The sequence below is a fragment of the Streptomyces roseus genome (assembly GCF_001044425.1).
GTDB classification, from domain to species: Bacteria; Actinomycetota; Actinomycetes; order Streptomycetales; family Streptomycetaceae; genus Streptomyces; species Streptomyces roseus.
Window position 1 is genome coordinate 19,155 of sequence record NZ_LFML01000012.1, and the last position, 12,441, is coordinate 31,595.

Here is a 12,441-nt window from a genome sequence, read left to right on the forward strand (position 1 = left end):
GGTACCTTCCGAGCTTATGGGGTGCGGCGCCGTCGGCCCGCCAGCCAGGCGGCGAGTGCCGCGGCGAGCCCGATCGCCAGGACCACCCAGGCGGTGGTGCGCAGGAACGCGGTGAGCGCGTCGTACACGGCCGCGGCGGCCGCCCGGTCGATGTCGGCCGGCAGATCGTCGAGGGTGAGCCTGCGGCAGACGACCACCGCGATCCACAGCAGTACGGCGCCGACGGCCACCCCCAGCCCGGTGGCGATCACGGCGCGGCGCCGGTGGACGGCGACGGCGATCGCCGTCGCGGCGAGCACCACGGTCAGCACGGGAAGCCAGATGCCGGCGATCTGCAGCATGCGAAAGCCCTTCCGGAGCGCGCCGAGGTTGTCGTACTCCATGACCTTGACCGATACGTGCGTTACCGGGATCCGGTCGGCGAACGGCACGCCGTCCGCGACGAGGTCCCCTTTGACCTGCTCGATCACGGGTGCGAGGTCGATGCTGACGGCGTTGCCCTCGCCGGTGGTGAGCGCCTTGAGGAAGGCGGCGTGCGCGGCCCGGTTGGCCGCGTCCCAGGCGGTGCGGTAGGCGGGGGTCCCGGAGAAGGAGCGCAGGGCCTCCCCGAGCAGGGCGTCGATGTCGCCCTGGAAGGGCCCGGCGTCGATCTGCCCGGAGAGGGCGCGGCCCGCCTGGGTGACGACGACGTTCTGCACGGCCGGGTTCCCGGCCAGTGGGGACATCGCCGCGGTGTACCGGTCGGCGTCGCCCAGCTCGTGGTCGGCCCAGTACGCGACGGCGCCGGCGGGCACCAGGAGGGCCACCAGCACGATGAGTACCGCCGAGAGGAAGGTGCGCACGTCACCAGGGAAAGCCGCGGTGGCGGGCGGCGCGAGCGGTGCTGCTGCGGGCGGGTGGCGCGGGGGTGCCGGACGCTGCTCCACTTGCCGCAGCGGTGTGGCGGGTGTGCCCTGGATGGTGGAAGAGAGGAGCCCTGTCATGGCACATGCGGCACCCACCGCCCCGGGGCGGCACCTTCAGGCGACCGGCACGGAGCACGTGAGCAAGGGCCCGCTGACGCGGGCGCTGCTCCTCGGACTGGTCTACGGCGTCTGGGCGGCCTTCATGAAGCGCCAGACGGGCCCCGTCGACGCGGGCAACGTCTTCTACGGGATCCTGTGCGGAGCCGTCTTCGCCGCGATCATGTATGCCCTCTCGCAGGTGGGTCCCCGCCTGAGGCAGGAGTTGCACGCCGCGGCGTACGGCGCGTTCGGCGGTATCGCCGTCGGCTACCTGTACAGCCTGGCCGACCACTCGATCCTCCGCTCGTGCTGGGTCGGCTTGATGGTCGGCATCGCCATCGGACTGGGGGCGTTCTACCGCTACCACATGCGTGAGCCCTGACGGGGAGCCGTGGGAGGCGCCGGTCCGTACGAGGACCGGCGCCCGCCCGCATCCGGGGCTTGCTCAGGCCTCGGTCTCAGGCCCCGGCCTCAGGCATCAGGCCTCAGGCATCAGGCCTCGGCCGAGGACTCGGAGTCGGTGCCGGGAGTGGCCGCGGACGCGGTGGGGGAGCACTCGCCGTCGCTCCCGCGACTCGGGGGCTGGGGGGCCGCCGGGGTGCTACGGGTGACCTCGGCGCGGAGCATGGCGTTCAGGGCGGCGTACGGGTCGATGGGCATGCCGGAACCTCACGGTGTTCGGGGGGTGTGTGGGGATGCGCGCTGCTGCTCGGCCCGCTCAGCAGCGCAGGACCACACTCCGCTCCGTCCCCGCGGACAGCATCGGCCCGTCCGCCCCGTGCGCGCGGACCAGCCCGTCCTGACCGGCAGGTTTCACGTGAAACACCGGCCGCGGCAGCTGCCGTACCCCCGGCAGCCCGCGCACGACGAGCCGTACCGCGGCCCGTGCCTCGGGATCCGCGGCCGGATCGGACTCCCCCTCGGCGGGGGCGCCGGGTTCGCCCGGCAGGCCGGAGGCGGTGCGTTCGGCCGCGTTGGCGGCCGTCGCGGCCGTCGTGACGGCGGGACCGGACGCGAACAGGCACAGCAGCACGACACCGGCCGCCGAAAGGGCCCTGGCCAGTGCCGTGCGCGCGCAGCGCCTCCCGCTCATGCGAGGGGTCTGCCCCGACACGCCGGACAACTCCCTGACCGGGCCCCAGAAGCCCCCGACCGGGGGACGAATACACCCCGTCGGCTGACAGCACGCGGGGGGCGGCCGCTCCACTCGGCCGGAGCGGCCGCCCGCTCACCCGGTGCGGCGCTGGCCGGTCAGCCGGGCCAGCACGGTGGTCTCGCCGCTGACCAGCCGGATCTGGGCGCGCCCCGGCCGCTGCCAGCGACCGGTGATACCACCGGGCGAGACCCGGTCGACGGTGAAGACGGCGGTACGGCGGTCCGCCCGCGCGATCTCGATGGTCAGCCCGCGCCGCATCTCGGCGAGGCGCAGATCGGCGGCGGTGACCACGGCCGTACCGGCCGATCCCGGGGCCGGGCTGTCGTGGTCCCAGGCCGCCTCCTCCGCGTCCCTGCCCAGCGGCAGGTCGACGCCCAGGCTCGGGATGTGCAGGCGCAGCGGCCGGGAGAACCGCAGCGGTGTGACGGCGGCGGCCCGCACGGGCCGGGACCCCTTGCCCGGGGCGTGCTGCCCGGAGTGCTCCAGCTGTTCGACGAGCCGGCGGTGGCCGGACAGGCCCAGCGCCCGGGACGGCAGGGCGTCGGCGGCGGTGGCCGCCGTGGGACGGGCGCCCTCGGTACTCATCAACATCCCTATCCCGGCGCCCAGCAGAGCCACTGTCAGCACGCCGGCCACCAGCTTGGCGCGGGGCATGGAATCCCTCCTGGTCCGATCCCCCGGCTCCGGCGTCCGGGTCTCCTGAGAGCAGTGGACCCCTTCCGTGCCCGTCAGTACCGCTGACCACACCGGAGACTGACGTCGCGTCACAGGCGTGTCGCCACCCCCCACGGGACGTCTTCCCAGTTGGCGACGGGTGAGCCACCGCCGTTGCGGGGATTGCGCGGAATACGACCGAAAGGGTGGCCCTTGGAGCGACGAAGACCCCGACCGCCGGGGGCGGTCGGGGCCTTCGGGTGCCGTCGGCGGGATCAGCTCGCGGGCTGCGCCGTCGCCCGCGGCGCGGCGGCCGGGGTGAGCACGCGTTCGGCGAGCACGCCGAAGGCCAGGCCGAAGGTCGTCCAGATCGTCGCCTGGATGGCCAGGGTGGCGAGGCGGAACTGCCAGATCAGGGCGGCCGGGAAGTCCGCCGGGACCTCGTTGATGCCGGGCAGCGACGCGTAGGCGATCGCCACCGCCGCGACGAAGGCGACCGAGGCGATGATCGACGCGTTCCAGTTCCCCAGCTTGGGCGCCAGGCGCCGGCCCAGGATGAGCGCGGCCGCCGACAGCAGCGCGCTCAGCGCGATCATCAGGACGTAGAGGGTGGTCCTGCGGACGACGGTGTCGGGGTCCCCGACGGCCGGAGGGTTGGAAGGGTACTTGAGGAACGGCACCAGGTTGAGGGCGACGAACAGGCCGCCCGAGACCAGCAGCGCCGTGACCCGGGGGCCGAAGCGGCCGATGCGGCCGAGCGCGTAGCAGAAGACGAGCGCGGCGATGCCGCCGAGCGCGATGCCGTAGAGCAGCGTGCCGGTGCCGAGGCCGGCCGTGGCCTGGAGGGCCCGGCTGACCGGAGCCGCCTCCTCGCCGTGGTCGTGGGCGGCGTGGCCCGCCTCCTCGATGGCGATGGCCGCGTCGACCTTGGACTCACCGAGGACGTAGGCGACGAGGAAGGCGGCCAGGCCCGCGAGCAGACCCGCCAGCATGCCCCGGACCAGGAGGACGCGGGGTGAAATGGGGTTCATGGTTCGGTACTTCCCTTGCTCGGATGGAGATCAGTGGCAGGGGAATCCGAGGAGGTGGCGGCCGTCGTGCATCCACTCGTGGACGGTGTCGCCCTCGAAGAGCGCCGTGGCGCCCTGCTCGGCACCGACGAGGTAGAGCAGGACCAGCATGAGGACGCCGACGAACACGGCCCAGGGGGCCAGCGCGGAAAGCGAGATCGGGGCGACGGCAGGGGCCGTCGTGGGCACGGCGGAGTGGGCCATGGCAGTACCTCCAGAGGGAACACGCGTCCCGGTCAGTGGTGCTCGCGACGACATGGCGGGTCTGACTTTCCCTCCCCCTCCGGGAGGATTCACAGTGGCGCGACCGTGCCGGATTCTCACCGGTGCTTCCGTCATACCGTCGTCTTTTTAGGTTGTCGTCCGCGACCGTACCGCGTTTACGCTCCCCTTATGAAGAGTGCCGTGGTACGAGTTCAGTTCGTCACACGTCCGTTCGGCGCGGCCTCGCGGCAGATCCGTTTCGGCCACGGAGCCCCCTGCCCCGGCCACGAGGGCCTGAGCGGCCCGGACACGGGGGAATGGGCGGGCCGGACCCTGGACGAGGTCTCCGCCGAGGATCCGGCCTCCGTACAGCGATGGCTGAGCGATCCCGAGTTCGCGCCCCCCGGCGGGGAGTCGGTCAGCGCGCTGATCGCCCGGGTGGGCGCCGCACTCGACGGCCTGCCCCCGGGCACGCACCGCCCCGTGGTCGAACAGGCCGTCGTACGGGCGGGCGTGGTGCACGCGCTGGAGCTGCCGGCCGCCGCGTTCTGGCGCCTCGACGTACGGCCCGACACGACGACCACGCTCACCGGGCGGCTCGGCCGCTGGAACCTCCAGCTCGGCCGGCCGCTCGACCCGTAATCCGGCCGCTCGACCCGTGGCGGCTAGGCGACGATCCAGTCGCTCGTCGCGATCACCGGCTGCACCCCGTCGCGGTGGATGGTGCCCTCGATCAGTCCGTACATCCGGTCCGCCGCGAAGTAGACCTCGTTGTCGTTCTTGAGGCCGAAGGGCTCCAGGTCCACCAGGAAGTGGTGCTTGTTGGGGAGGTTGAGGCGCACCTCGTTGACCCGCGGGCAGTTGTCGAGCACCCGCTCGGCCATCTGGTTCAGGGTCTGCTGGAGCGAGTACGAGTAGGTCTCGGCGAAGGCCTCCAGCATGTTCTTGCGGACCTTCTTGTACGACTGGTCCCAGTCGAACGCGGCGTCGTCGGCGGCCAGCGCCGAGTGCGCCCAGCGCGCGGTGACCTTGGTCGCCAGGATCCGGTCGTACGCCTCCTTGAGCGTCGTGTACTTGTCCTTGATGTAGCCGTGGAACTCGGAGTTCGTCGAGTTCATCACGGTCAGGTCCTTCAGACCCGAGATGACCTGGAGGCCGGTCGTCTCGCTGTACGTGATCTGCGCGGTGCGCACCTCCTGGCCCTTGCGGACGAAGGAGTGCTGCTCCTTGCGCGTCGGGACCGGGATCCGCTCCCAGGCGTACTCCTCGATCCGGATCTGCGCCTCGCGGATCGGCGACTGGGAGGAGACGAAGTGCTTGGCGAGCAGGATGCCGAAGGCCTCGGGGGAGGCGATGCCGTGCTCCTTGCCGAAGGCGTACACCGTGTTCTTGGTGGTGTCGGTCGGCAGGCAGTTGGCGTTGTCGCCGGTCAGGTGGACGTCGCGGAACTCGCCCCGCAGCGCCACCGACACGTTGAGGTCGCGGATCTCGTGCCACGAACCGTCGGAGCCCTTGCGGGTGACCTTGACGATGCGGTTCTCGGCCTTGCCGTACTGGTTCTGCGCGAGGACGTGCTTGCTCATGGCTGTCTTCCTTCGGGTACACGGAGTCCGGCTGACTGGATCCCGTACGCCCGGCGTCCAGCGGTGGGCCCGCTCCCCGCCGTTCGGTCTCGGAGGACCGCCCCGGGACTGACGTGCATCCCGGTCCGTAGGTGCTCTGTTCGGATTTCAGCACGTTCACGTGGTGTTAGGAATGCCGCGGAACGTCCAAGACAGGCACCCACGGATTGGGCGACCCTCCATCCGCGCAGTTCAGGCCATGTGTGCGTCCGCGACCGACAGGGCCTCGTCCAGGATCGCCAGCCCCTTGGCCACGTCCTGCGGGGTGATGTTGCAGGGCGGCGCGACGTGGATGCGGTTGCCCGCGGTCAGCGGCCACAGGCCGCCCTTCTTGCAGGCGGCACCGAACGCGGCCATCGGCGCGTTGTCCGCCCCGGAGGCGTTGTACGGGACGAGCGGCTCGCGCGTCCGCGGGTCCCGCACGAGCTCCAGGGCCCAGAACGTGCCCAGGCCCCGGACCTCCCCGACCGAGGGGTGCTTGTCGGCGAGGGCGCGCAGGCCCGGTCCCAGCAGCTCCGCGCCGGTGCGGGCGGACTGCTCGACGATGCCCTCCTCCTCCATGACGTTGATCGTCGCCACGGCGGCCCCGCAGGCCAGGACGTGCCCGGAGTACGTCAGCCCGCCCGGGTAGGGCCGGCGGGCGAAGGTCTCGGCGATGGCGGCCGAGATGGCGACCCCGCCGAGCGGCACGTATCCGCTGGTCACGCCCTTGGCGAAGCAGATCAGGTCGGGGGTGACGTCCCAGTGCTCGGAGGCGAACCACTTTCCGGTGCGGCCGAAGCCGACCATGATCTCGTCCAGGACGAAGACGATGCCGAAGCGGTCGCAGAGCTCGCGGACCCCGGCGAGGTAGCCGTCCGGATGCACCAGCACGCCGGGAGCGCCGCCGACGGTCTCCAGGATGATCGCGGCGATGGATTGCGGGCCCTCGAAGACGATCGTGTCCTCGAGGTGGCGCAGGGCCCGCTCGCACTCCTCGGCGTCGGTGGCCGCGTAGAACGGCGAGCGGTACGTGAACGGCCCCCAGAAGTGCACGACGCCGGCGGTCGCGGTGTCGTTGCCGAAGCGGCGCGCGTCACCGGTCAGGTTGATCGCGGTGGAGGTGGCCCCGTGGTACGAGCGGTACGCGGACAGCACCTTCGGCCGGCCGGTGTGCAGGCGTGCCATGCGTACGGCGTTCTCTACGGCCTCGGCGCCCGCGTTGGTGAAGAAGATCTTGTCGAGGTCGCCGGGCGTGCGCTCGGCGATCAGCCGGGCCGCCTCCGAGCGGACGTCGACGGCGAAGCCGGGAGCGACGGTACAGAGCTTGGCCGCCTGCTCCTGGATGGCCGCGGTCACCTTGGGGTGCTGGTAGCCGATGTTCGTGTAGACGAGGGCGCTGGAGAAGTCGAGGAAGCGGTTGCCCTGGTAGTCCCAGAAGTACGAGCCCTCGGTCCCGGCCACGGCGAGCGGGTCGATGAGCTCCTGCGCCGACCAGGAATGGAAGACGTGCTTCCTGTCGGCGTCTTTCACGGCGGCGAGCGCGTCGGCGGCTTCTGCGTTCATGTCCCGAGCGTAGTTGTCCATGATGTGGACCCCGGGGAGGGTGGGGCGAGGTTTCACGTGAAACACCGCTCCGGCGACGCGGCATCCCGGTTAGCGTCCTCATGAGCAGTGAGATCACGACGCGAGGACGTGACAGGTGAGCGAGCAGGACACCCTGGCCCGGCGTTTCGAGGAGCACCGCCCCCACCTGCGGGCCGTGTCCTACCGGATGCTGGGCTCCCTCAGCGAGGCCGAGGACGCCGTACAGGAGGCCTGGCTGAGGCTGAGCCGCTCGGACGTCTCCGCCGTGGCGAACCTGGGCGGCTGGCTGACCACCGTCGTCGGCCGGGTGTGCCTGGACATGCTGCGCTCGCGCACCGCACGGCGCGAGGACCCGCTGTACGACCAGGACGGCTCCTTCCGCCTGCCCGATCCGGTCGTCACGGGTCTCGCCGGCATCGACCCCGAGAGCGAGGTGCTCGTCGCCGACTCGGTGGGCATCGCCCTGCTGGTCGTCCTGGAGACGCTTTCCCCCGCCGAGCGGCTGGCCTTCGTCCTGCACGACCTCTTCGCCGTCCCCTTCGACGAGATCGCCCCGGTGCTCGGCCGGACCGCCGCCTCCACGCGACAGCTCGCCAGCCGCGCGCGCCGCCGGGTCGAGGGCGCCGCCCCCGCCCCCGACCCCGACCTGGCCCGCACCCGCGAGGTCGTGGACGCCTTCCTCACCGCCGCCCGCGGCGGGGACCTCGACGCCCTCGTCGACCTCCTCGACCCCGATGTCGTGGCCCGCTCCGACGGCGGGGCGCTGCGCCCCAGTTCGATCCGGCGCGGGGCGACCGACGTCGCCTCGAACGCGATCATCTTCGCCCGCTTCGCCGCGGCCGCCGTCCCGGTCCTCGTCAACGGCGTCCCCGGCGCACTCGCGCTGGCCGAGGGCAAGCCCGTGTCGCTCATGGCCTTCACGGTCCGCGGCGGCAGGATCGTCGCCCTGGACATCCTCGCGGACCCCCAACGCCTCGCCATGCTCGATCTGGGCCCCGCTCTGGACGCTGACCTGGGGTGACCCGACCGCGCAGCAGCCCGCTGAACCGGTTGGCGCGGCCGCAAACTGCCGCCGGGCCACCTATGCGGTGCCGCCGTGCGTCGCACCAGGCACCCGCACTGAGCCGCACTGAGCCGCCGGCGGACTTGGTGTGCGGGGCCGACGGGAGCGGGTAACGTCGTTGTCATGTTCTTCTAGACGCCGATTCGCGAGTGCGCGCGTGATGGGCCCCCGCTGACGTCCCCCGACGTCGCCGCGCCCGTCCCCCACCGAGGAATCCCTAGATCACTTCACTTCACCACCCGGGAGAACCCATGACCGACAGCAAGAACATCAACAACCCCGTGGGCCAAGGCGGCGGCCACCGCAAGAAGCTGTCCCGCGCCGAACGGCAGAACAACGGTCCGCACCGCAACCTCGACCGCCGGGGCGCCGCCGACCGAAAGGCGGAGCTGGTCCGCAAGATGCGCGAGAAGGCGGAGGCGGCCGATGCGGCGAAGGCCGCCGCCGAACAGCCGGCCACCGAAACCGACCACAGCTGACGCGAAGAGGACACATCCGGGTCGAATCGGGGGGCACGACCCGCTCGGCTTGATTGATCAGCTGGCGTGTCGGGTCGAAAGTGCGTTGAGCAGTGCGGCGCCGCGTTCGGCGTCATCGACGCTCACGGCAAACTCCGTGCCTGTGGTCGGCTGGATGACCAGGCACTTGCCGGGCCCTGAGCATCACCGTGGTACCCAGGCCGCTGAGCCGATAGCCCCACCCGCCAACCTGCGCCGCGGTCCGCACCTCCGGACGTGCCGAAACGATGTTCCGGGTCGGCCAGCGGCGCACCGGCCGGCCGAGCGGACCGAAGGCCACCTCCAGCCCGGACTCGGACACCCGAGCCTGCACCGATGCGCAGAACAGTACGCGCACCGAAGCGATCGCGAACGGGGCGATGAGCGCCCACTGCAGACCAATCAGACCGCCAGCGGCCGCGACTACGGCGGCTGCCGCCAGGAGGCCCATGAGGACGGCGGTCAGGTGGAGCCAGGGGTTCGTGGTTCGGGAGAGCCAGACGCGGCGCTCGCCCTCGGGGATCTCCATGACCTCGCCGCTCCCGTCCACCTGGGCTTAAACCGGGCGCTCCACGCGCCGGCCGGCGAACCACCCGAGCACGCCGGCCACGACCGCGACCGCCGCCGTGATGGCCATCCCCACGCCGACTGAACCGGCGTCCCGCCACTCGGCCCGGTCCAGATTGGCGCGGACGATCGAGGCTTGGGCGCCGGCCAGGAACACACCGCCTGACAGCAGGGACACTCCGATCCACGCTCGTGCAGGCGCGCCTGCGCGCCGGCCGGCTATGGCGATGGAAAGCACCAGAACGGCCCAGACCAGCGCAGGAAACACGGCCGCGACCCACAAGGGCATCGATCCGTCAGGAGCCCCCTCGCCCCAATGCGTGGCAAGGCGCTCCGGCAGTCGGCTGCTCGCGGCCGGGGGAAGTCCCGCCAGCACAGCCAGCACGCCCACCGCCCAGGCCGCCGCTCCCCACAGCGTGCCGCTCGTCCGCTTCGTACGGTCAGTCACGAGAGCCCCCTGATCATTTCGATGAGATCGTTCCTGCTGTATCCGAGGTGCGCGGCATCGGCCATCAACTGCCGCATCATGCTGGGCAGTTCGGATCGCTGATCCGCGCCTTCGGCGACGGTGACCCCGCGACCCCGCCGGAACTCCAGCATCCCCTCGTCGCGCAAAGCGCGGAGCCCGCGCAGGACCGTGTTGGCGGTCACCCCGAGCGCCTGGGAAAGATCCCGGGCCGGACGCAGTCGATCCCCCGGCGCGCACTCACCCTCGGCGATGGCGCGCCGGATCGCTCCCGCCACCTGTTCGTGGAGAGGACGACTGTCCGTGGTGTCCAGTCTCAGCAACGTGATGCTGGTGAAGGAAGCACTATTGGCGCCATGCTGGCCGAGGTGCGATGAGCACAGGCAGGTTTCCTCAGGATCAACGTCTTGGACTTCGACCCACCCGGGATTTACGGGTCAGGGTCGGACGAGGGTCCCGGCTTCGGGCGATGTGCCAACGGAACGCGTTGTCTGAGACGACCAAGCGGATCGAGCCGCCGTGGAGCAGGCCTCCGGGGTCGCCGGAGCCGTCGGGATCCGCTGACGGTTGACGATCCCGCCGGGCGCCTCCGCACGGCCGGAAGACCCCCGAGTCCCGAGCGCGGAATTCCTGCGCTCGTTCCCCCGCCTGCCGCGCCGGCGTCAGGAGGCCTGGCGTCCGGGTGAGGTGATCCCCACAGAAGTCGACGGTAACCTGACGCCCCGTCGCGGGAGTTGTGGCACGCGAATGGCACGCAGGCAGAAACAGACGTGGACAACAAACAAGCCCCAGGTCGCTGACCTCGGGCTTTGTCGTGAAGCGGATGACCGGAATCGAACCCGCGCTATTAGCTTGGGAATCACCCGGCACGGGGCTACGTATGCGCAGCCTGACCTGCGGGAATGTCTCGCATTCGCGCGGTGTCCGCCGTCCCTGGTGCCCCATGTTGACCGCTGCTCACCGCCTCTACTGGCACGTTATGGCACGGTCTCCGGTAGCACCCGCGAGGGATTGTCACACCTGTCGGCCACACTTCAGCCCATGGGTGTCAGATCAGACTTCTCGCTGGACCTGCAGCTTGAGTACGTTCACGAGCAGGCGGTGGTCGACGAGGTGAAGCGAGCGATCACCTCAGCGCTCCAGCACATGAGAACTGGACGAGGTGGCCACCGCAGAGGTGGGAAGGCGCTTGTGCAACTCTTGGAAGAGACGCGCGGGCACGCGGCATCGATTGGTGAGTGGAAGGTCGTGCGGCTGCTGCAGGACTCTCTCGACTACGCCGAGGAACGGATCCTGCAGCCGGATTTCGACGAGAGATATCGTCTCTTTCAAGATGGTATTCGCAACCAGCGACTGCGACGGTTTGTGGCGGGCACGCTTGAGATCAACTTCAAGTACGTGGCCGAGGTGGGGCGCGAGTTCATGGAGCAGGTGCAGGTGTGGGTGATCTGCTGGCCCATATCGACTCACTCAGCCATGACGCGCGGTACCTCGTAGCGCCGGAAGGCCGACCAGGGCGCTATTCGATTCTGCGCGGCCGGGCGGAGAAAATGGTGTGGCTGGAACGCGTGCTTCAGGAACGGGTCGATATCGAAGATCCGGGGGAAGCCGCACAACGGGTTGCCGCGTCGCCAGAGGCATGGGCTCTCCTAGCTGCTGACCCAGATGGCCAGACGATCCTCCGAGCGACCCAGCTGCAGCAGCGCGCGGCCCGGCTGGCAGGCCTGCGCAAAGTGACGGAGGACAGAACAGCCACCGAGTTGGACCTACAACGAGCATTGGAAGGGCAGTACTGGATCTTCGGTGGGCGATTCGTCGGGGAAGCTGCCCAGCGCAGGTTGGTGTCCGGCGACGAGGTTGACATTCCTCTTATTCGCGGTGATGGAAGCCTTCACATCGTCGAGTTGAAGCGGGCCATGAGCATGCAGGGTCCTCTCGTGAAGCGACATCGCGGAGCCTGGGTGCCCACGGCCGAGGTGCACGATGCCGTCGGGCAAGCGGTCAACTACCTCGTCGGGTTGGATGAGAACCGCCAGCAGATCTTCGAAGAATTCGGCATCGAGGCACGCCGAGCAAGCGCCATCGTCCTGATCGGCCATCCAGCCGTTCAGCCGAGCGTGCCCGAGCGGGAGATCAACGAAACGCTTCGGACGTTCAACACGCACGTGAACCGTGTTGAGGTCATCACGTACAAGGAACTCATCGACAATGCCGGACGCTCCCTCGGGGAGCCCTCCGGGACATAGGGGCTGTCCGGAGCAGATGGTGGAGGACAGAGGGCCCCGACTGCTCGGCGTTCGACGGGCCCGCCCCGATACGTGGTCGGCCCAGCCGCCCCTCGGCTTGCCCGAAAGGCCGTTGGGGTCGGGCGACGATGCCGAGGACGGGCGATTCCCGACGAGCGGCCAGTCGTCGGCGTCGACCAGGTCGTCGCGGCTCGCCTCGGCCATAGGTATCCGCTGGCGACTGATGATGTTGCTGGGCGCCTACGTCTTCATGAGACCCGAGGGGTTGGCCGAGCTGCGTCGCGCTGACATCGTCCTCGACACCGGATCCGTCCGTGTCCGACGGG

The 12,441-nt window shown here is 70.4% G+C and carries 17 protein-coding genes; 6 read left to right on the forward strand and 11 right to left on the reverse strand.

All coding sequences use genetic code 11. The features are described from left to right. Positions 1–14 precede the first annotated feature (14 nt). A complete protein-coding gene (locus ACS04_RS02885) occupies positions 15–842 on the reverse strand; it encodes a hypothetical protein (RefSeq protein ID WP_048474871.1) in 828 nt (275 codons plus the stop codon). Between the two features lie 139 nt (positions 843–981). Here ACS04_RS02885 and ACS04_RS02890 point away from each other — a divergent pair, with 139 nt between their 5' ends. Continuing rightward, a complete protein-coding gene (locus tag ACS04_RS02890) occupies positions 982–1,386 on the forward strand; it encodes a hypothetical protein (RefSeq protein WP_048474872.1) in 405 nt (134 codons plus the stop codon). A 110-nt stretch (positions 1,387–1,496) separates the two neighbouring features. On the opposite strand, the gene ACS04_RS38060 is transcribed toward ACS04_RS02890, so the two are convergent. The 5 genes from ACS04_RS38060 to ACS04_RS02910 all read right to left on the reverse strand — a co-directional run bounded on the left by ACS04_RS38060 (position 1,497) and on the right by ACS04_RS02910 (position 4,088). Then, positions 1,497–1,664 carry a hypothetical protein gene (locus ACS04_RS38060; protein ID WP_158977161.1) on the reverse strand — a complete coding sequence of 56 codons (168 nt, stop codon included), beginning with the start codon at positions 1,662–1,664 and terminating at the stop codon, positions 1,497–1,499. A 58-nt stretch (positions 1,665–1,722) separates the two neighbouring features. Next, positions 1,723–2,097: a hypothetical protein gene (locus ACS04_RS02895; protein WP_048474873.1), complete on the reverse strand. Its 375-nt coding sequence runs from the start codon at positions 2,095–2,097 to the stop codon at positions 1,723–1,725. 135 nt (positions 2,098–2,232) lie between these two features. Further along, positions 2,233–2,814 (reverse strand): class F sortase, encoded by a 582-nt coding sequence (locus ACS04_RS35205; protein WP_053080681.1) that lies wholly within the window; start codon positions 2,812–2,814, stop codon positions 2,233–2,235. Between the two features lie 275 nt (positions 2,815–3,089). Beyond that, on the reverse strand, positions 3,090–3,845 hold the full coding sequence (locus ACS04_RS02905) for a CbtA family protein (protein ID WP_048474874.1): 756 nt from the start codon (positions 3,843–3,845) through the stop codon (positions 3,090–3,092). Between the two features lie 30 nt (positions 3,846–3,875). Beyond that, positions 3,876–4,088 carry a CbtB domain-containing protein gene (locus tag ACS04_RS02910; protein WP_030857499.1) on the reverse strand — a complete coding sequence of 71 codons (213 nt, stop codon included), beginning with the start codon at positions 4,086–4,088 and terminating at the stop codon, positions 3,876–3,878. Between the two features lie 189 nt (positions 4,089–4,277). Between ACS04_RS02910 and ACS04_RS02915 the strand changes: the two genes are divergently transcribed. Further along, on the forward strand, positions 4,278–4,730 hold the full coding sequence (locus ACS04_RS02915; RefSeq protein ID WP_078864382.1) for a histidine phosphatase family protein: 453 nt from the start codon (positions 4,278–4,280) through the stop codon (positions 4,728–4,730). Between the two features lie 23 nt (positions 4,731–4,753). Here the strand turns inward: ACS04_RS02915 and pucL are convergent, their stop codons facing one another. Continuing rightward, positions 4,754–5,671 (reverse strand): factor-independent urate hydroxylase, encoded by a 918-nt coding sequence (gene pucL / locus ACS04_RS02920; RefSeq protein ID WP_030857495.1) that lies wholly within the window; start codon positions 5,669–5,671, stop codon positions 4,754–4,756. Between the two features lie 231 nt (positions 5,672–5,902). Next, positions 5,903–7,255, reverse strand: coding sequence for an aspartate aminotransferase family protein (locus ACS04_RS02925; protein WP_048474909.1), 1,353 nt, complete (start codon positions 7,253–7,255; stop codon positions 5,903–5,905). A gap of 136 nt (positions 7,256–7,391) precedes the next feature. On the opposite strand from ACS04_RS02925, the gene ACS04_RS02930 reads away from it, so the two are divergent. Continuing rightward, positions 7,392–8,297 carry a sigma-70 family RNA polymerase sigma factor gene (locus ACS04_RS02930; protein ID WP_048474875.1) on the forward strand — a complete coding sequence of 302 codons (906 nt, stop codon included), beginning with the start codon at positions 7,392–7,394 and terminating at the stop codon, positions 8,295–8,297. Between the two features lie 293 nt (positions 8,298–8,590). Further along, positions 8,591–8,818 carry a DUF6243 family protein gene (locus ACS04_RS02935; protein WP_048474876.1) on the forward strand — a complete coding sequence of 76 codons (228 nt, stop codon included), beginning with the start codon at positions 8,591–8,593 and terminating at the stop codon, positions 8,816–8,818. A 112-nt stretch (positions 8,819–8,930) separates the two neighbouring features. Here the strand turns inward: ACS04_RS02935 and ACS04_RS40245 are convergent, their stop codons facing one another. From ACS04_RS40245 to ACS04_RS02945, 3 genes are read right to left on the reverse strand one after another with little or no spacing between them, the layout of a single operon-like run. Further along, positions 8,931–9,365, reverse strand: coding sequence for a hypothetical protein (locus tag ACS04_RS40245; protein WP_342449352.1), 435 nt, complete (start codon positions 9,363–9,365; stop codon positions 8,931–8,933). Positions 9,366–9,392: 27 nt separating this feature from the next. Next, complete coding sequence (locus tag ACS04_RS40250) at positions 9,393–9,851, reverse strand: DUF1648 domain-containing protein (protein ID WP_342449353.1); 459 nt, start codon at positions 9,849–9,851, stop codon at positions 9,393–9,395. After that, complete coding sequence (locus ACS04_RS02945; protein WP_245236257.1) at positions 9,848–10,147, reverse strand: GntR family transcriptional regulator; 300 nt, start codon at positions 10,145–10,147, stop codon at positions 9,848–9,850. Before ACS04_RS02945 ends, ACS04_RS40250 begins: the two co-directional genes overlap by 4 nt. Positions 10,148–10,910: 763 nt before the next feature. On the opposite strand from ACS04_RS02945, the gene ACS04_RS39155 reads away from it, so the two are divergent. Together ACS04_RS39155 and ACS04_RS02950 are read left to right on the forward strand one after the other, a co-directional pair. After that, positions 10,911–11,366: a hypothetical protein gene (locus tag ACS04_RS39155; protein ID WP_245236258.1), complete on the forward strand. Its 456-nt coding sequence runs from the start codon at positions 10,911–10,913 to the stop codon at positions 11,364–11,366. Then, on the forward strand, positions 11,309–12,115 hold the full coding sequence (locus ACS04_RS02950) for a Shedu immune nuclease family protein (RefSeq protein WP_245236259.1): 807 nt from the start codon (positions 11,309–11,311) through the stop codon (positions 12,113–12,115). The genes ACS04_RS39155 and ACS04_RS02950 overlap by 58 nt, the downstream gene beginning before the upstream one ends. Positions 12,116–12,441: the final 326 nt, after the last annotated feature.